Source organism: Sphingobium sp. Ant17 (genome assembly GCF_000588875.1).
Taxonomy (GTDB): Bacteria; Pseudomonadota; Alphaproteobacteria; order Sphingomonadales; family Sphingomonadaceae; genus Sphingobium.
Genome location: NZ_JEMV01000006.1, coordinates 14017 through 31721, shown reverse-complemented (window position 1 = coordinate 31721; position 17705 = coordinate 14017). Strand labels below are relative to the sequence as shown.

The window sequence follows — 17705 nt, the reverse complement described above, 5'->3', positions numbered from 1 at the left end:
TCAAGCGGGCGCAATGGCACCCTATTCACGCGGCGGTTAGCCGCGCGGCGGCCTCAAAGTCAAGTCAGAAGGGGCGAAGCTCCACGCCGTCGAGCCAGTGCGAACAGCGCAAGGTCGCGCCATCCTCGTCGCCGACCAGCGCGGCGACGGTGTGCCAGCCTTCGCCGCGCAGTTCGGCGGCGCGGGTCGCATCGGCGCCCAGCGGCAGGAACAGGCGCTTGGGGGTTTCGCCGCCAAAGCCTGCGTCGATCAGCGGATCGGGATAGAGCGAAAAGCCCATCGCCGGTTCGTCCTGCCCATTGGCGTGGCAGATCGCGTAGCTGCCGCCCCGGCCGATTTCGCCGATAAAGCCCTCAGCGAAGATCGAAAAGCCAAACCAGTTCTGATATTCGAAACCATGGCGTTCGGTAGGGTCGAGCGTCAGGGTGATGTCCCAGCCGATCGGTTTCGCGATGGCGCGCAGGCCCGCGATGCGGCTGTCGATCGCGCCGCCCAGGCTTGCATTGAAGGCTTCCAGGCGCTCCATCGCGGCGTGGAACGGGCCGGTCGCTTCAATGAGGGGCAGATAGGCGGCGGCCTGCGGGCCAAGCGCGACCAGCGCCCCTGCATCCTTCGCGTCGAGTTCGGTGCGCACCGCTTCCAACTCGCCCGCCGCCAATGGCAGCGGCCCGGCGGCCAGCATGTCGATCAGGTCGGGCAGGGTGAAGTCGATGGTCAGACCCGTGACGCCCGCCGCCTGCAGGGCTTCGATCGCGACATTGACGATCTCGACCGCGGCGGCGACGCTGTCTGTGCCGATCAGTTCAGCGCCAACCTGCAATTTCTCGCGCTCAGGGCGCAACTGGTTGGCCTTGAGACGGATGACCGGCCCGGCATAGGAGAGGCGCAAGGGACGCGGCGCGGCGGCGAGGCGCGTGGCGGCGATACGGCCGACCTGCGCCGTCATGTCCGGGCGCAGCGCCAAGCTACGCTGCGACACGGGATCAACCGCGCGGACCAGATCCTGCGCGCGCATCGATTTCAGACGCTGGGTGAGCGTATCTTCGAACTCCGCGAGTGGTGGCATGACCCTTTCATAGCCATGGGTCGCCATCGTATCGAGCACACGGCGCGCGAGGCGGGCGGAGGCTTCGGCCTGCGGCGGCAGGCGATCGGATAGACCCTCCGGGAGGAGGCTTGGCGGGATCATGGTCATGGCTTGCGCCTTTAGCGGAAAATTGGCGCTAGGCCATCCCCATCCGCCGTTCGGGCTGAGCCTGTCGAAGCCCTCTGTTCTTTTTAAGAACAGTCCTTCGGCAGGCTCAGGACGAACGGTTCAGGGATTACCCCTTAAGCAAAGCGCAGCAGCTTGACCTGCTTCACGCCGGTCAGGTTGCAGATTTCCCAGCGCAGCGGTTCGGTGACGGTGCCATCGACCGAGAGCAGCAGCACGGCTTCGCCGCCCTGATTGCGGCGGCCCAGGTGGAAGGTGCCGACATTGACATTGGCTTCGCCCAGCGTCGATCCCAGACGACCGATGAAGCCGGGTGCGTCCTGGTTAACGATGTAGAGCATGGTGCCGTCGAGATCGGCCTCCACCTTGATGCCGAACAGTTCGACCAGGCGCGGGCTGGCTGCGCCGAACAGGGTGCCTGCAACCGAGCGCTCGCCATTTTCGGTGGTGACGGTGACGCGCACCAGCGTCTGATAATCGCCTTCGCGATCATGGCGCACTTCGCGCACGTCGAGGCCGCGTTCCTTCGCCAGGAAGGGGGCGTTGACCATGTTCACCGTGTCCGAATAGACGCGCATCAGGCCTGCCAGAACCGCAGCCGTGATCGGCTTCTGGTTGAGTTCGGCGGCATGGCCTTCGACCTCTACCGCAACGCCAGTGATCTGGTCGCCTTCGAGCTGGCCGACCAGGCTGCCCAGCTTTTCGGCGATCGCATATAGGGCTTGAGCTTAGGGGCTTCCTCAGCCGACAGCGACGGCACGTTGAGCGCATTGGTGATGCCGCCGTCGAGCAGATAGTCGGAGAGCTGATCGGCGACCTGCAGCGCGACATTGACCTGGGCTTCATCGGTCGATGCGCCCAGATGCGGGGTGCAGATGAAGTTGGGCGTGCCAAACAGCGGCGAATCCTTGGCCGGTTCGGTCTGGAACACGTCGAGCGCGGCACCAGCCACCTGGCCACTGTCGAGCGCATCCTTGAGCGCAGCTTCGTCGATCAAACCGCCACGCGCGCAGTTGATGATGCGCACGCCCTTCTTGGTCTTGGCCAGGTTTTCGCGGCTCAGGATGTTGCGGGTCTGGTCGGTCAGCGGCGTGTGCAGCGTGATGAAGTCGGCGCGTGCCAGCAGCGTGTCGAGATCGGCCTTTTCCACGCCCATTTCGATCGCGCGTTCGGGCGTCAGGAAGGGATCGAAGGCGACGACCTTCATCTTGAGGCCCAATGCACGGGTGGCGACGATCGAGCCGATATTGCCCGCGCCGATCAGGCCCAGCGTCTTGCCGGTGACTTCCACGCCCATGAAGCCGTTCTTGGGCCACAAGCCCTGCTGGGTCTGCGCATTGGCTTCAGGAATCTGACGCGCCAGCGCGAACATCAGCGCGATGGCGTGTTCGGCGGTGGTGATCGAATTGCCGAACGGGGTGTTCATCACGATCACGCCCTTGGCCGAGGCATAGGGGATGTCGACATTGTCGACGCCGATGCCGGCGCGACCGATGACCTTCAGGTTGGTGGCGGCGTCGAGGATCGCCTTGGTCACCTTGGTCGAGGAACGGATGGCGAGGCCGTCATAGTTGCCGATGATGGCGATCAGTTCTTCGGGGGTCTTGCCGGTGATTTCATCGACTTCCACACCGCGTTCACGGAAGATCGCGGCAGCGCGGGGGTCCATCTTGTCGGAAATAAGGACTTTAGGCATGGATTTGATCCTTTTGGAAAAATCACGTCCGTCATCCCCGCGGAAGCGGGGATCCATCTCCCGACATTGCACCTGTCGATAGGGTGGGAGATGGGTTCCCGCCTTCGCGGGAATGACGGGGAAATTAGTGGAGTTCAGGCGGCCTTGGTCTGGGCATAGGCCCAGTCGAGCCAAGGGCCGAGCGCTTCGATGTCGGCGGTGTCGACGGTCGCGCCGCACCAGATGCGAAGGCCCGCCGGGGCATCGCGATAGCCCGCAATGTCATAGGCCGCGCCTTCCTTTTCGAGGAGGGCGGCGAAGGCCTTGATGAAGGCTTCGTCGGCACCGGCGACGGTCAGGCACACGCTGGTCTTCGAGCGCGTCGCTTCATCGAGCGCGAGATGGCCGAGCCAGTCGCGTTCGGCTACGATCTTGCCCAGCGCCGCAGCATTGGCGTCGGACCGGGCGATGAGACCTTGCAACCCACCCAGCGACTTGCCCCATTCCAGCGCGAAGATCGCATCTTCGACCGCCAGCATGGAGGGGGTGTTGATCGTCTCGCCCTTGAAAATGCCTTCGGCCAGCTTGCCCTTGGCCATCAGGCGGAAGACCTTGGGCAGCGGCCAGGCAGGTGTGTGGGTTTCGAGCCGTTCGACCGCGCGGGGGCCAAGGATCAGCACGCCATGGCCGCCCTCACCGCCCAGCACCTTCTGCCAGGAGAAGGTCGCGACGTCGATCTTGGCCCAGTCAATGTCATAGGCGAACACCGCGCTAGTCGCGTCGGCGAAGGTCAGGCCCTCGCGGGTTTCGGGGATCCAGTCGGCATTGGGCACGCGCACACCCGACGTGGTGCCGTTCCAGGTGAACAGGACATCATGTGCGAAGTTCACACCGTCCAAGTCGGGCAACTGGCCATAGTCGGCGCGGATGATGGTGGGGTCGAGCTTCAACTGCTTGGCGGCATCGGTCACCCAGCCTTCGCCGAAGCTTTCCCAGGCGAGCGTCGTGACCGGGCGGGCGCCGAGCATCGTCCACATCGCCATTTCGAAAGCGCCGGTGTCGGAGCCAGGCACGATGCCGATGCGGTGGGTGTCGGGCAGGCCGAGCAGTTCGCGCATCAGGTCGATACAATAAGCAAGGCGGCTCTTGCCGATTTTGGCGCGATGCGACCGGCCAAGCGAGTCGGTTGCCAACTTGTCCGCGCTCCAGCCGGGTGGCTTGGCGCAGGGACCGGAAGAGAAGAAAGGGCGGGCCGGACGGGTGGCGGGCTTTTCAGCGCGCGCAATTGTGGCGTCAACGGCAGTCAAATCAGTCATGTAGCGTCTCCTTACAGAGAGCAGCGCGGCGTTGGGACCGCGTGGCCCGCTGCTCGCCCTAGAGATTTCGGCAGGCCTGTCAAGGATGGTGCGAAAATGGGACGAACTGATCGCGCCGTTAACTATCATAAAGATTTGGGCTGCTACACTGCCGACTCATGGAAGAGCGGGCGACACCTATGACTCTGTTGCGCAACGCGGCCCTGGCCGTGGCCCTGGCGACGATGCTGAGTGCATGCGGCGGCAACCTGGTGCCGCGCGGACGGGTGGCGAGCGTGTCGAAGCCGGTGCGTGCCGCGGCAGTGCCGACGATGGAGGCGCGGCAATGTTTCGCGAAACTGCAATCGCAGGATGTCGCCTTCACCCCCCTGCCCGACCGCACGTTCGGCGGCGGGTGCAGCGCGCTGAACAGCGTCAAATTGCTCGACATCGGTGTGCCCGCCACCAATTTGGGGGCGATGACGTGCAACTTGGCGGCCAATTTCGCCGCTTGGGCGCGCTATGGTGTGCAACCCGCCGCGCGCAGCATATTGGGGGCGGAGATCGTGCGGATCGAGACGTTCGGCACCTATAATTGCCGCCCGATCGCAGGCAGCGGCAAATTATCCGAACATGCCCACAGCAATGCGATCGACATCGCCGCCTTCGTTCTGGCCGATGGTCGCAAAATATCCGTGCAGCAAGGCTGGCAGGGCGACAGGGATACGCGGCAGTTCCTCAAAACGGTCCATGCCAGCGCGTGCAAGCGGTTCAATACGGTGCTGAGCCCCGATTATAATGCGGCCCATCACGATCATTTTCATTTCGACATGGGCGGGCGTGGCGGCTTTTGCCGGTGATCCGACTTGGCAATCTCATCGACACGCCTTAAATCGTGGGGATGACTAAAAAGAGATTGAAGAACGTAAATTCCGTCCAGCCCGCGAAGAGGCCGACGATGCGGCCAAACAAGCCGGCACCCCCCAAACCCAGAGCGCGGCCTATCGCCTCGCCTTTCAGGATACCGAATTCCTGCTGCGCGAGGATTTGCGTCCGGTGCGGTTCCAGCTGGAATTGTTGAAGCCACAGTTGTTGATGGACGAGGCGCGGATCGAATCGACCTTCGTCTTTTACGGGTCGGCGCGGATTCCCGAACCCGATCAAGCGCAGGCCCGCATAGACGCAGCCACCACACCGCAGCAGCGCAAAATTGCGGAAAATCTGGCGGCCAAGGCGCGCTATTATGAGGAAGCCCGCGCGCTGGCGCGGATCGCAGCAGAATATCCGGTAAACGAGGCGGGATGTCGCCATTTCGTAGTCTGTTCGGGCGGTGGCCCCTCGATCATGGAGGCCGCCAATCGCGGCGCGACCGATGTCGGCCAGACGACGATCGGCATGAACATCGTCCTGCCGCACGAACAGGCGCCCAATCGGTTCGTCACGCCGGAACTGAGTTTCCAATTCCACTATTTCGCGCTGCGCAAGATGCATTTCCTGCTCCGCGCGCGGGCGCTGGCGGTGTTCCCCGGTGGATTTGGCACGTTCGACGAAATGTTCGAGCTGCTCACGCTGATCCAGACTGGCAAGATGAAACCCATCCCCATCCTGCTGTTCGGCAAGGATTTCTGGAACCGGGTGGTTGATTTCGAAGCACTGGCCGATGAAGGGGTGATTTCGCACGCGGATCTTGACCTCATCACCTGGGTCGAGACGGCCGACGAAGCCTGGCGCGCTGTGCAAGCCTTTTATCATGACAGTGAGCCGCTGGCCTGTTGACGGCTCACCTTGGATAGCCGCTGACCCATTGTCGTGAGAATAGAGATGGGGAGGTGCATCCTCGCCCTCGCGGGGATGACGATGAGCGAGAGGTTTGAGCACCCCTCGCCCCTTGCCCTTCCCCGCACACGAGATTAGGGCGCGGCCATGCTTGGCGCACTGGACCATGTCGACACCTGGATCTTCGATCTGGACAACACGCTCTATCCGGCGAAGGCGGACCTGTTCGCGCTGATCGACGTGAAGATGGGCGAGTTCATCCAAGGCCTGCTGGGATGCGATCCGGTGATCGCCCGCGAAACGCAAAAGCGTTATTTCATGGAGCATGGCACGACATTGTCGGGGCTGATGCATCATCATGGCATCGCGCCGCATGATTTCCTGGACTATGTCCATGACATTTCGATGGATCGGCTGGAGGTCGATACCGATCTCAATGCGCATATCGCAGCGCTGCCGGGTCGTCGGCTGATCTTCACCAATGGCGACGCGACCTATGCGGGGCGGGTGCTGGACAAACTCGGCCTGGGCAACACATTTGAGCTGATCCACGACATTCACGCTTGCCAATATGTGCCCAAGCCCGATCCGTCGGGCTATGCGCAATTATGCCGGGTCCATGGCGTCGATCCGACCCGCGCCGCCTTCTTCGAGGATATGGCGCGCAACCTGCGCCCCGCCAAGGCGATCGGCATGGCGACCATTTGGGTCAATAACGGATCGGAAGCGGGCAATCACGACCATCATCCCGATTTCATCGATTTCGAAACCGACCATTTGAGGCCTTTTCTGGCCAGCATTCTTGAGGAAACCGCATGACCGACCTTATCGCCACGATCGACGCTGCTTGGGAAGACCGGGCTAATGTCAGCCTTACCACGCAGGGGGCCATTCGCGATGCCGTTACGCAAGCGCTCGCGCTGCTCGACAGCGGTAAAGGGCGTGTCGCCGAGCCCACGGCGGACGGCTGGCAGGTCAATCAGTGGCTCAAAAAGGCCGTGCTTTTGTCCTTCCGCCTGAACGACAATGCGCTGATCGAAAACGGCCCCGGTGGCGGTTTTTGGTGGGACAAGGTGCCTAGCAAGTTCGCTGGCTGGGGCGAGGCGGAATTTCGCGCCGCCGGTTTCCGCGCGGTTCCAGGTGCGTTCGCGCGGGCGGGCGCACATATCGCGAAGAACGCCATTCTGATGCCAAGTTTCGTCAATATCGGCGCGTTCGTCGATGAAGGCACGATGGTCGATGCCTGGGTGACGGTAGGTAGCTGCGCCCAGATCGGCAAGAATGTCCATTTGTCGGGTGGCGTCGGCATCGGCGGCGTGCTGGAGCCGTTACAGGCCGATCCGGTCATCATCGAAGACGACTGCTTCATCGGCGCGCGGTCCGAAGTGGTGGAAGGCGTGCGCATCGGCAAGGGTTCGGTCCTGTCGATGGGCGTGTTCATCGGCCAGTCGACCAAGATCATCGACCGCACCACCGGCGAAATCTTCATGGGGCAAGTGCCGCCTTACTCGGTGATCGTGCCCGGCAGCCTGCCAGGCAAGCCATTGCCCGACGGCACGCCGGGGCCGAGCCTCTATTGCGCGGTGATCGTCAAGCGGGTCGACGGACAGACGCGGGCCAAGACGGGCATCAACGAGTTGTTGCGCGACTGATCCAAAACCGGTCGGTGCTCGGGCAGGGTGCCGACCGACCGCCTGCGTCGCTCAATAACCGGCCTCGATCGCCAGCCGGATTGCTTCGGCCCCGGTGCGCACCCCCAGCGCCTTGAGCATCGCGGCGCGGTGCATCTTCACCGTGCGTTCGGTCAGGCCCATGTCCCAGGCGATTTGCTTGTTGAGCTTGCCGGCCGTCATCGCCACCAACACGTCGCGCTGGCGCGCGGTCAACGCATCGATCCGCAGGCGCGCGTCGGCGGATCTTTGCGTCGCCTGCCCGTCCGGCTCGCCCACCGCCATTTGCGATCCCAGGAAATATTCGACCTCGCCTGTCTCACCGAAGATCGGCGCGACCATCACGGCGTTGCGAAATGGCGTACCGTCCTTGCGATAATTCCACAGTTCCACGATCGCCGGACGCTTTTCGCGGACAGCTTGGCGCAGTTCGTCGGTCCGCTCCGCTTCGGTCGCCGGGCCTTTAAGGAAGCGGCAATTATGTCCGATGATATCAGCGCGGCTATAGCCCGTGAGCGCCATGAAGGCGTCGTTGCAATCGACGATCGGATTGTCGGGCAGGCGGGGGTCGCTGATCACGGCGGGAATGGCGCTGCTGGCGATCATATCGGAAAGAGGCATGGACAAACGCACTCACATGAGGGGAGCGGGCAACAGAGACGAAAACCGCACCCTTTGGTCCATATTGCCCTAGATATAGCGGTTTTTGCAAGGCTTGGCCTACAGCGGAAAGACGAATTTCCGGGCAATAACAGGGGGACTGGATGGGGCCGCAGCCATTTGGCGAAGCGGAGCGACGCCAATCATCCCATCCACATCCCAATTTTTCGCTGTCCTACAACTAACCATATGGGATAAATACCATGCCTCTTAATTGTAAGGAGGCCGACATGAACGTTGCAGATCTGATCGACGAAGTCATTACGCGGGAGGGTGGCTATAGCAACCATCCGGCCGACCGCGGCGGGCCGACAAATTGGGGGATCACCCAGGCCGTGGCGCGGGCGAACGGCTATGCCGGGCCTATGCAGGCGCTTCCCCGTGCCCAGGCGGCGGCGATCTATCGACGCCTATATTGGGACCAGCCAGGCTATGGCTTCGTCGCCGAACTGGCCCCCGCCATAGCCGCCGAACTTTTCGACACGGCTGTCAACATGGGGGTGGGGACGGCCACCGGCTTTCTTCAGCGCGCACTCAACGCCCTCAACCGCAATCAGAAGGACTATCCCGACCTCAAGGTGGATCGGGTGATCGGCGCCCGAACATTGGCCGCTCTACAGGCCTTCCGCGTGCTGCGTGGGACCACGGGCGACCGCGTGCTGCTCGCGGCGATCGAGGCGATGCAGGGCGAACGCTATATCGCGCTCGCCGAAAGTCGCCCGGCCAATGAGGCGTTCCTCTATGGTTGGTTGGCCAACCGGATCGGTTAGGGAGAGAGACATGACGCAGGTTAGCGAGACGATTGATGCGGCTGATCCGTGGACGCGGCGGGCGCGGCCGACTTTCCTCTATGTCATCTATGCATTGCTGCTCTGGTCGGTGCCGATGGGCCTCGTCGCGGGCTGGCGACCGGAGGTGGCGGGCGCGATCATCGGCGGGATGCGCGCCTATTTCAACGCTCTGCCCGAACCGCTTTATGCACTCTTTGGCACAGGCTATCTGGGCTATACCGCCGCGCGCGCCTGGGGAAAGGCGAAGGGCGCGGAACGATAGGCATGAGAGGGGCCGCCGAACCAAGGGTTCGACGGCCCATCATTGACATGGTCAGCGGCCGAAAGTGCCGCCCAGGGGAAATGATGGTCGCGCTATCCTGCCTGTACGGGGATGGCCTGTCTATTGGCGCTTGAAATCCCGTCTTCAGGGAGGACCGACGTCACAGCGTCGCTCAGCGGCGCATTTCCCGAATGGACTTGACCGACCCCATTGCTGAACCATGAGACATCGGATCACCTCCTTTCGCTATGTTGAAGCCCGCGTGGCCCGCTTGGGAACTCTCGTCCTTCGCCCGTCCACGAGGCGAATGTGAATCAGGTGGAGAGGATGATCAAGCCTTGTAAAAATCTTTTTTCGAATCATACTTCTTCGTCCGCGCTTTTCCCCAACGCGCCTTTCCCAAGTGCGTCGAAATCCCTTAGCCTCGGCAATCCTCGATCACCCGCGCAACTTCAGCCCAAGCGGGTAGGATCAGCGGCGCAACGCCTTGCACCTCCACCGCGAACTTGCCCCGGCTATAGGCGATCTGGTCCAGCGTGACGTCCGACGCGGCGCGAACCGCCTGGACCTGCGGTTGCGGCGCGGCAACGCTGGTGGTCGGCCACAGGACGGCCCCGTAGCTGGTCCGCAGCGTCATTGGCCCCTGCCCTGTTCCGATACGCGATATGACAATCCGGCTCGTCGCCCGATCACAGCGAAAGGCGAGTTGCGGCGTTGTTGGACTGGTGCCGAACAGCGCGACCGATCCGGTTGGCTCCGTCCGATAAAACCAGTTGCCCGGTGTCGTTGCCCGATCCTGCCATTCCGGGGCGACCGGTGCCGGGGGCGCCGGCGCGATTGGCCGAGGGGCTGGGCGCGGCGTGGGTGCCGGTGCTGGAGCAGATGTGCGCTCGCCAGGGCCGACACAGGCACCAAGCAGGGCCAATAGGGGGAACAGGGCGGCAAGGGAGGGGATGAGGCGCATTGCCACCCCATGCCGGAGCGCGACGAGCGGCTCAAGGCGAAAAGGCCAGGGTGACGCTTAGCGCCGCCAACGCGCCCAGATGGCGGTCGGCAGCAACAGGCCGCGCGCCTCCTCGCGCACCGCCAATTCCCCGACCTCGACCGTGCCGGGCAGGTCGACAAAGGCCTGTCGCAACAATTCGCCGATCGCCAGCGCCGACATGCGCACGGCATAGACAGTGAGGAACAGGAAGCGGCTGTCGGCATCGAGCAATTGGCGGCAATTGGCGATGAGGGCAGGCAGATCCTCCTCCAGTCGCCAGACTTCGCCGTCAGGGCCGCGGCCATATTTGGGCGGGTCGAGCAAGATGCCGTCATAGCGGCGGCCGCGCCGGACTTCGCGGGCAACGAATTTGGCGGCGTCCTCGACGATCCAGCGGATTGGCTTGTCTGCCATGCCGGACAGATCGGCATTGGCGCGCGCCTGCGCCACGGACTTCTTCGACGCATCGACATGGACCATGCGCGCGCCGCTGGCCGACATGGCGAGCGTGCCGACGCCGGTATAGCCGAACAGGTTCATGACCTCCGCTTCCGCCTTGTCAGCGGTCCGTTCCCGCATCCAGTCCCATACCGGGGCCATGTCGGGGAAGAAGCCGAGATGGCGGAAGGGGGTGCAACTCGACTGGAAAGTCACGTCCTGCCAGCTCAGTGGCCAGCCATCGGCGGGGACCGGCTGGTCATAATACCAGCGGCCACCGCCATCCTCGTCGGATCCGGGGACGAACTCGGCGTCCGCCTTCCAATCCTCGGTTGCGGGCGCCCACATTGCCTGCGGTTCGGGGCGAATGAAGCGGTAGCGGCCGTAACGCTCCAGCTTGCGACCGTTGCCGCAATCGATCAGGCCATAGTCGGCCCAGGGTTCGCCGATAAGGGTTTTGAGTTCCAACCCGGCCTCGTCAGGCGCGCGGAGTCGCGCGCTCGGCGACATAAGCGGTTACCGCCTCGAACGTGCCGGGCAGCTTGACGTAGCTTTCCTCGCGCGCAAACAGGTCGCCGACGCGCGCGGGCACCGGCGGACGGGTACCAGTGGCGCGCTCGACCGCATCGCGGAACTTGGCGGGGTGCGCGGTGGCCAATGTGACGACCGGGATCGACGCATCGACGCCCGCCTCCTGTGCAGCGGCAAGGCCGATAGCGGTGTGCGGATCGATGATCTGACCGGCACCGTCATAGGCCCAGCGCATCGCCATGGTCATGCCATCGGCATCGACGCGCGCCGAGGAGAAGAGCGCTGCCGCCCCGTCGCGCTGGGCGTTGGTCAGGCGCATCGCCTTGCTGGCTTCGAACCCGCGCATCTGGTCGGCGAGCGCCTGCCCGTTACGCCCGCCCGCGTCGAACAGCAGCCGCTCGAAATTGGAACTGACCTGAATGTCCATGCTGGGCGTCGCGGTCGGCACGACCTGGCCCTGGCTGTAATCGCCGTCGGACAGGGCGCGGTGCAAGATGTCGTTGACGTTGGTGGCCACGATCAGCTTGGCGACGGGCAGCCCCATCTTCGCCGCGACATAGCCCGCGAACACGTCGCCGAAATTGCCCGTGGGGACCGAGAAGGCGACCGGACGTTCTGGCGCGCCCAGACGCACAGCGGCGTAGAAATAATAGACGATCTGGGCCATCAACCGTGCCCAGTTGATCGAGTTGACGGCGGACAGGTTGAAGCGGCGCGAGAAATCGGCGTCGTTGAACATGCGCTTCACCAGCGCCTGGGCATCGTCGAAACTGCCGTCGATCGCGATATTATAGACGTTGGGCGCGCGCACCGTGGTCATCTGCCGCCGTTGGACGTCGGACACTCGGCCGTCTGGATGGAGCATGAAGATGTCGATCTTCTCGCGCCCCGCCACGGCATCGATCGCCGCTGATCCGGTATCGCCCGATGTCGCGCCGACGATCGTTAGGTGATCATCGCGGCGCGAAAGGAAGCGTTCGAACAATTGCCCCAGCAATTGCAGCGCGACATCCTTGAACGCCAGGGTCGGGCCGTGAAACAGTTCAAGCAGCCAATGCTGATGATCGAGCTGCACCAGTGGTACGACCGCCTGATGGCTGAACCGGCCATAAGCGGTCGTGCACAGTTCACGCAGTTCCTCTTCGGTCAGCGATCCCGCGACGAAGGGGGTCATAACCCGCACAGCGGTTTCGACATAGGACAGGCCCGCCAGGCGCGAATATCGTCCGGCGAGAAGTGGGGCCAGCTTGTCGGCAGATATAGCCCGCCATCGGACGCCAGCCCTGCCAGCGTCACATCCTCGAAACCGAGCGACGGCGCGCTCCCCCTGGTGCTCTGATATTGCATGATGGGAAAGCGCGGTAGCGGCCGATGCGCGCGGGAGCAAGCCTTTACGGGGCCTTGGGCGCGTTCCGGCGGCGCAGGGCGAGAATATAGATGATCACTGCTATGCCCGCAAAGAAGAACCATTGCACCGCATAGGCGAGATGGTTGTTGGGAACGTCGGCAGCACTGGGTGGCGCGCTCGCCTTCATGCCCGCTGGCGCGGTGCGGGCGATCAACATCGGGCGAAGCGGCGTCGTCTTGCCGCCAATGCGCGAAATCAGCGCGCGATGGTCAGGCTCTTCGCTGATCCAGCCTGCAACCTGGCCGCCGGTCCAGTCGGGCTTGGCGTCCGGGCGTTGGGTCACGCCGACTGCGACCAAGGCCCCCGGGCCTTCTGCGCCGGTCGCGCATTGGGCGATGTGACGATAGCCGGTGCTGCCATCGGCGGCACGGCCCGCTTCCACCTGCCAGCCGACGACGCGCAGGCAGTGGAGCGAGGATGGGCGGAAGAGAATGTCTGACGTGACCGGCGGCATTTGCGGAAAGGCGACTGGCGGCTTGCCCGGGTTGCTGGTGGCAAGGCCCAGCGCCTGTTCCTTTTCAGCGCGGCGATCGATCTGCCAGATGCCCAACCCGATCATGACCAGCACGGCGAGAGCAACAATGATGGTCGGTATGAGGGGGATGCGCGCGGCGCGCGGGGCGGGATCGGGCAAGGGGTTCATGGGCCGAGTGCATAGCGCCCGCCCGCCCAAAAGAAAACGGCCGGAGCGATGCTCCGGCCGATGATCTTTTTACGCAGCAAGCGGATCAACCGTGGATCGTCGCACCCCAGCCGCCCCAGACATAGATGGCGACGAAGAGGAACAACCACACCACGTCGACGAAATGCCAGTACCAGGCGGCGGCTTCGAAGCCGAAATGCTGGCGCGGGGTGAAGTGGCCCTTATAGGCGCGCGCCAGGTTGACGATCAGGAAGATCGTGCCGACCAGAACGTGGAAACCGTGGAAGCCGGTCGCCATGTAGAAGGCTGAGCTATAGGGGTTGCCACCGAAGTCGAACGGGGCGTGGGCATATTCATAGGCCTGAACGCAAGAGAAGACCGCGCCCAGGATAATGGTGCACCACAGACCCTTGATCATGCCATCGCGATCGCCGTGGATCAGCGCGTGGTGCGACCAAGTGATGGTCGTGCCCGAACAGAGCAGGATCAGCGTGTTGAGCAGCGGCAGTTCGAAGGCGTTCATGACCTCCACGCCCTTGGACGGGAACAGGCCGTCGATCGGCGGAAGCGCGCTGGGGAAGAGCGCAAAGTCGAAGAACGCCCAGAACCAGCCGACGAAGAACATGACTTCGGACGCGATGAACAGGATCATGCCGTAACGCAGATGCAGTTGGACCACCGGGGTGTGATCACCGGCATGAGCTTCAGCCACCACGTGCGCCCACCAGCTGTAAAAGGTGAAGAGAACGCCGGCGAAACCGAGCATGAACACCCAGCCGCCGCCTGCGGGCATGGCGTCGGGATGCATCCACATGATCGCGCCCACGGCCATGATCAACACCGACATCGAACCGAACAACGGCCAGATGCTGGGCGGGAGAATATGATAATCGTGATTCTTGGCGCCTGCCATGACGTGCTCTTCCCTGTTCGCGTTATCGTTGCTTGCCTTAGCTTGCCTTCTTGCCCGGCTCAACCGGGTAGAATGTGTAGCTTAGGGTAATCTGTTGCGTGTCCTTGTTGTCGGCATCGTCGAGGATCTTGGGATCGACGAAATAGAGGACGGGCATCCGTACCTCCTGACCAGGCTGCAAGGTCTGCTCGGTGAAGCAGAAACACTGAATTTTTGTGAAATAAGCACCCGCCTGGCTGGGCGTGACGTTGAAACTGGCGGTGCCGGTCACCGGCTTGTCGGACATGTTCTTGGCGATGAAGATCGCCATGTCCTTGCGCCCGACGGTGACGGTATCCGTCCGATGTTCGGGGTAGAATTGCCAAGGCATGCCCGGCTGCACATTCGAATCGAAGCGGATCGACATGGTGTGGCCTGTCGCTTCCTGGACCTGAACATTGGCCTCGGCGCGCTTGGTCGTGCCGCCAAAGCCCGTCTGCTCACAGAAGATGCGATAAAGTGGGACCGATGCGAAGCCGAGCGCCAGCATGGATAGGCCCACGCCCGCCATGGTGAGCATCGTCCGGCGATTGCGCCGGTCGCGGTCAAAGGGAGAGGGCGGTAGCGTGGCCATCATAGCGTGTCGCTCGTGCCGATCTTCGCCAGGGTTATGGCGAAGAAGAGGATGACGAAAAAGCCGAGCAGCAATCCGGTGACGAGCGATCGCGACTTCTGACGGGCGCGGATGATCTCTTCTTCTTCGGGGGTCATGCCATCACCCAGCGGTCAACGACCACTGCTCCAAAGAGAAGGAAAAGATAGAGAATCGAATATTTGAACAAGCGACGCTCCGGTCCCATCCGCGCCGGATCACTTTCGCGGCGGCGATAGACCTGGAAAGCAAAGACCGCGAACAGCGCTGTGCCCAGCAATGCGGCGGTGCCGTAAACCGGCCCGGTCAGACGCAGCAGCACCGGGGCCATGGCCGCGACCGCCATTATTGCGGTGTAGAACCAGATCTGGCGGCGGGTGACGACTTCGCCCGACACAACCGGGAGCATCGGAATGCCAGCGGCGGCATAATCGGTCTTCACGAACAGCGCGAGCGCCCAGAAATGGGGCGGCGTCCAGAAGAAGATCAGCATGAACAGGGCGATTGGCAGCGCGGTGATATCGCCGGTGACGGCGGCCCAGCCGATGACCGGCGGGAATGCGCCAGCAGCGCCACCGATGACGATATTCTGCGCCGTGCGCGGCTTGAGCCAGATCGTGTAGATGAAGACGTAGAAAAGGATCGAGACGGCCAGCACTGCGGCAGCGAGCCAGTTGGTCGCCATGCCCATCAGGATGACCGAGAAGAAGGACAAGCCGACACCGAAGTGCAGCGCCGACTGGCGATCCATCCGCCCAGCGGGCAGCGGCCGGTTGGCAGTGCGCTTCATCTTTGCGTCGATATCGGCCTCATACCATTGGTTGAGGCTGGCGGCCGCCCCTGCGCCAAGCGCGATGCAGAGGATAGCCGTAAAGGCGAGGACCGGATGAATGGCACCGGGTGCCGCCAAAAGGCCGCACAGGCCCGTGAACACCACCAGCGTCATGACGCGCGGCTTGGTCAGCGCGAGGAAATCGCGCCAATGGGCCGTGATCGGGGTCGATGTCATCGTCGCGGTCGTCATATCGGTTCCGGCCCCACCATTTGGGGGCATATAGCATAAGGGGGCGGGCGACTGTCACCCGCCCCCCGATCATGTCAGTCCGTCTTAAGATCAGTGATGCGCGGCATCATCGATCACCGGCAGGGTTTCGAACTGGTGGAAGGGCGGCGGGCTGGACAATGTCCATTCCAGCGTGGTCGCGCCTTCACCCCAGGGGTTGCCCGCTGCCTTCTTGCCGGCCGCCAGCGACCAGATGATGTTGATGAAGAAGATCAGGACGCCGACCGCCATGATTTCATAGCCATGGCTTGCGACCTTGTTCCAATAGGCGAACGCCTCCGGATAATCGGGATAGCGACGCGGCATACCCGAAAGCCCCAGGAAATGCATCGGGAAGAACAGCAAGTTCACGCCCACGAAGAACACCCAGAAATGCAGGTGGCCGAGGAATTCGTTATACATGCGGCCCGACATTTTCGGGAACCAGTAGTAGAAGCCCGCGAACAGGCCGAACACGGCACCGAGCGAGAGGACATAGTGGAAGTGCGCCACGACATAATAGGTGTCGTGCAGCACGTCATCCACGCCACCATTGGCCAGCACGACGCCGGTCACGCCGCCCACGGTGAAGAGGAAGATGAAGCCCAGCGCCCAGACCATCGGGGTCTTGAAGCTGATAGACCCACCCCAGATCGTCGCGATCCACGAGAAGATCTTGATGCCGGTCGGGACCGCGATGACCATGGTGGCGGCGGTGAAATACATCTTCACATTTACCGACATGCCGGTGGTGAACATGTGGTGCGCCCACACGACGAAACCAACGACGCCGATCGCGACCATGGCATAGGCCATGCCGAGATAGCCGAACACCGGCTTGCGGCTGAAGGTCGAGATGATCTGGCTGACGATGCCGAAGCCGGGCAGGATCATGATGTAGACTTCGGGGTGACCGAAGAACCAGAAAAGATGCTGGTAGAGTTCAGGGTCGCCGCCACCGGCCGCGTCGTAGAAAGTGGTGCCGAAGTTACGATCGGTCAGCAACATGGTGATCGCCGCGGCCAGAACCGGCAGTGCGAGCAGCAGCAGGAAGGCAGTGACCAGCACCGACCACACGAACAGCGGCATCTTGTGCAGGGTCATGCCCGGCGCGCGCATGTTGAGGATGGTGGTGATGAAGTTGACGGCACCCAGGATCGAACCTGCGCCCGCAATATGCAGCGACAGGATCGCCATATCGACGGCGGGGCCAGCCGAACCGCTGGTCGAAAGCGGCGCATAAACCGTCCAACCAGTGCCAGCGCCATAGCCGGTGCCGCCGGGCACGAAGGCCGAGCCGAGCAGCAGCGCGAAGGCGGGGATGAGCAGCCAGAAGCTGACATTGTTCATCCGCGGGAAGGCCATGTCCGGCGCGCCGATCATGATCGGCACGAACCAGTTACCAAAGCCGCCGATGATCGCAGGCATCACCATGAAGAAGACCATGATGAGACCATGCGCGGTGATCAGCGCGTTCCAGAGGTGATAGGCCTGGTCGAGCGAGGCAGGCTCCGCACCCAGCATTGCATGCTGGATATTGGCCCAGCCTGAAGATACTGGATACCGGGCTCAGCCAGTTCCATCCGCATCAGACCCGAAATCGCGCCGCCAACGACACCGGCGAAGATCGCGAAGATCAGATAGAGGGTGCCGATGTCCTTATGGTTCGTGGACATGAACCAGCGCTGGAAGAAGGCCGGCTTGTGATCGGCGTCATGATGATCATGAACATGATCGCCATATTGATCTGCTGTGATGGTGGTCATGGCGTA

16 protein-coding genes and 3 pseudogenes are annotated in these 17705 nt (G+C 62.8%); 6 read left to right on the top strand and 13 right to left on the bottom strand.

The features are described 5' to 3' along the window. Nucleotides 1-64: 64 nt before the first annotated feature. The 3 genes and pseudogenes from BF95_RS04350 to BF95_RS04340 all read right to left on the bottom strand — a co-directional run bounded on the left by BF95_RS04350 (nt 65) and on the right by BF95_RS04340 (nt 4204). The gene (locus tag BF95_RS04350; protein ID WP_043149648.1) at nt 65-1195 is read right to left on the bottom strand and encodes an ATP phosphoribosyltransferase regulatory subunit; all 1131 of its coding nucleotides are present in this window, start codon (nt 1193-1195) and stop codon (nt 65-67) included. 134 nt (nt 1196-1329) lie between these two features. After that, a pseudogene (gene serA, locus BF95_RS04345) lies at nt 1330-2909 on the bottom strand (phosphoglycerate dehydrogenase). 134 nt (nt 2910-3043) lie between these two features. Further along, the gene (locus tag BF95_RS04340) at nt 3044-4204 is read right to left on the bottom strand and encodes a phosphoserine transaminase (protein ID WP_043149647.1); all 1161 of its coding nucleotides are present in this window, start codon (nt 4202-4204) and stop codon (nt 3044-3046) included. A 158-nt stretch (nt 4205-4362) separates the two neighbouring features. Between BF95_RS04340 and BF95_RS04335 the strand changes: the two genes are divergently transcribed. The 4 genes from BF95_RS04335 to dapD all read left to right on the top strand — a co-directional run bounded on the left by BF95_RS04335 (nt 4363) and on the right by dapD (nt 7611). After that, nucleotides 4363-5043 carry an extensin family protein gene (locus BF95_RS04335; RefSeq protein WP_043149646.1) on the top strand — a complete coding sequence of 227 codons (681 nt, stop codon included), beginning with the start codon at nt 4363-4365 and terminating at the stop codon, nt 5041-5043. A 196-nt stretch (nt 5044-5239) separates the two neighbouring features. Next, entirely contained in the window at nt 5240-5959 is a 720-nt protein-coding gene (locus tag BF95_RS04330; protein ID WP_235209555.1) for a TIGR00730 family Rossman fold protein, read from the top strand. A gap of 147 nt (nt 5960-6106) precedes the next feature. Next, entirely contained in the window at nt 6107-6778 is a 672-nt protein-coding gene (locus BF95_RS04325; RefSeq protein WP_043149643.1) for a pyrimidine 5'-nucleotidase, read from the top strand. Continuing rightward, the gene (gene dapD / locus BF95_RS04320; protein WP_043149641.1) at nt 6775-7611 is read left to right on the top strand and encodes a 2,3,4,5-tetrahydropyridine-2,6-dicarboxylate N-succinyltransferase; all 837 of its coding nucleotides are present in this window, start codon (nt 6775-6777) and stop codon (nt 7609-7611) included. Before BF95_RS04325 ends, dapD begins: the two co-directional genes overlap by 4 nt. 51 nt (nt 7612-7662) lie before the next feature. On the opposite strand, the gene BF95_RS04315 is transcribed toward dapD, so the two are convergent. Then, entirely contained in the window at nt 7663-8250 is a 588-nt protein-coding gene (locus BF95_RS04315; protein WP_043149640.1) for a PAS domain-containing protein, read from the bottom strand. A 269-nt stretch (nt 8251-8519) separates the two neighbouring features. On the opposite strand from BF95_RS04315, the gene BF95_RS04310 reads away from it, so the two are divergent. Together BF95_RS04310 and BF95_RS04305 are read left to right on the top strand one after the other, a co-directional pair. Next, on the top strand, nt 8520-9059 hold the full coding sequence (locus BF95_RS04310) for a glycoside hydrolase family 108 protein (RefSeq protein ID WP_043149639.1): 540 nt from the start codon (nt 8520-8522) through the stop codon (nt 9057-9059). 10 nt (nt 9060-9069) lie between these two features. Continuing rightward, nucleotides 9070-9342 (top strand): 3TM-type holin, encoded by a 273-nt coding sequence (locus BF95_RS04305; protein WP_043149638.1) that lies wholly within the window; start codon nt 9070-9072, stop codon nt 9340-9342. Between the two features lie 418 nt (nt 9343-9760). Here the strand turns inward: BF95_RS04305 and BF95_RS04300 are convergent, their stop codons facing one another. The 9 genes and pseudogenes from BF95_RS04300 to ctaD all read right to left on the bottom strand — a co-directional run bounded on the left by BF95_RS04300 (nt 9761) and on the right by ctaD (nt 17699). Then, nucleotides 9761-10306 (bottom strand): hypothetical protein, encoded by a 546-nt coding sequence (locus BF95_RS04300; protein WP_043149636.1) that lies wholly within the window; start codon nt 10304-10306, stop codon nt 9761-9763. A gap of 57 nt (nt 10307-10363) precedes the next feature. Further along, nucleotides 10364-11233: a class I SAM-dependent methyltransferase gene (locus tag BF95_RS04295; protein ID WP_043149722.1), complete on the bottom strand. Its 870-nt coding sequence runs from the start codon at nt 11231-11233 to the stop codon at nt 10364-10366. A 10-nt stretch (nt 11234-11243) separates the two neighbouring features. Continuing rightward, a pseudogene (gene thrC / locus BF95_RS04290) lies at nt 11244-12643 on the bottom strand (threonine synthase). Between the two features lie 44 nt (nt 12644-12687). Continuing rightward, nucleotides 12688-13347, bottom strand: a complete 660-nt coding sequence (locus tag BF95_RS04285; RefSeq protein ID WP_051519844.1) for an SURF1 family protein — start codon at nt 13345-13347, stop codon at nt 12688-12690. Between the two features lie 85 nt (nt 13348-13432). After that, nucleotides 13433-14260: a cytochrome c oxidase subunit 3 gene (locus BF95_RS04280; RefSeq protein WP_043149634.1), complete on the bottom strand. Its 828-nt coding sequence runs from the start codon at nt 14258-14260 to the stop codon at nt 13433-13435. A 37-nt stretch (nt 14261-14297) separates the two neighbouring features. Continuing rightward, nucleotides 14298-14873, bottom strand: a complete 576-nt coding sequence (locus tag BF95_RS04275) for a cytochrome c oxidase assembly protein (RefSeq protein WP_043149720.1) — start codon at nt 14871-14873, stop codon at nt 14298-14300. Then, nucleotides 14873-15010: a hypothetical protein gene (locus BF95_RS28140; protein WP_200866876.1), complete on the bottom strand. Its 138-nt coding sequence runs from the start codon at nt 15008-15010 to the stop codon at nt 14873-14875. The genes BF95_RS04275 and BF95_RS28140 overlap by 1 nt, the downstream gene beginning before the upstream one ends. Next, nucleotides 15007-15915: a heme o synthase gene (locus BF95_RS04270; protein WP_152542553.1), complete on the bottom strand. Its 909-nt coding sequence runs from the start codon at nt 15913-15915 to the stop codon at nt 15007-15009. The genes BF95_RS28140 and BF95_RS04270 overlap by 4 nt, the downstream gene beginning before the upstream one ends. Before the next feature lie 90 nt (nt 15916-16005). After that, nucleotides 16006-17699, bottom strand: a pseudogene (gene ctaD, locus BF95_RS04265) (cytochrome c oxidase subunit I). Between the last annotated feature and the right edge of the window lie 6 nt (nt 17700-17705).

Coding starts and splice junctions, on each gene's coding strand:
- BF95_RS04350 (WP_043149648.1), bottom strand. CDS start 1,195: ATGACCATGATCCCGCCAAGCCTCCTCCCGGAGGGTCTATCCGATCGC.
- BF95_RS04340 (WP_043149647.1), bottom strand. CDS start 4,204: ATGACTGATTTGACTGCCGTTGACGCCACAATTGCGCGCGCTGAAAAG.
- BF95_RS04335 (WP_043149646.1), top strand. CDS start 4,363: ATGGAAGAGCGGGCGACACCTATGACTCTGTTGCGCAACGCGGCCCTG.
- BF95_RS04325 (WP_043149643.1), top strand. CDS start 6,107: ATGCTTGGCGCACTGGACCATGTCGACACCTGGATCTTCGATCTGGAC.
- dapD (WP_043149641.1), top strand. CDS start 6,775: ATGACCGACCTTATCGCCACGATCGACGCTGCTTGGGAAGACCGGGCT.
- BF95_RS04315 (WP_043149640.1), bottom strand. CDS start 8,250: ATGCCTCTTTCCGATATGATCGCCAGCAGCGCCATTCCCGCCGTGATC.
- BF95_RS04310 (WP_043149639.1), top strand. CDS start 8,520: ATGAACGTTGCAGATCTGATCGACGAAGTCATTACGCGGGAGGGTGGC.
- BF95_RS04305 (WP_043149638.1), top strand. CDS start 9,070: ATGACGCAGGTTAGCGAGACGATTGATGCGGCTGATCCGTGGACGCGG.
- BF95_RS04300 (WP_043149636.1), bottom strand. CDS start 10,306: ATGCGCCTCATCCCCTCCCTTGCCGCCCTGTTCCCCCTATTGGCCCTG.
- BF95_RS04285 (WP_051519844.1), bottom strand. CDS start 13,347: ATGAACCCCTTGCCCGATCCCGCCCCGCGCGCCGCGCGCATCCCCCTC.
- BF95_RS04280 (WP_043149634.1), bottom strand. CDS start 14,260: ATGGCAGGCGCCAAGAATCACGATTATCATATTCTCCCGCCCAGCATC.
- BF95_RS04275 (WP_043149720.1), bottom strand. CDS start 14,873: ATGGCCACGCTACCGCCCTCTCCCTTTGACCGCGACCGGCGCAATCGC.
- BF95_RS28140 (WP_200866876.1), bottom strand. CDS start 15,010: ATGACCCCCGAAGAAGAAGAGATCATCCGCGCCCGTCAGAAGTCGCGA.
- BF95_RS04270 (WP_152542553.1), bottom strand. CDS start 15,915: ATGACGACCGCGACGATGACATCGACCCCGATCACGGCCCATTGGCGC.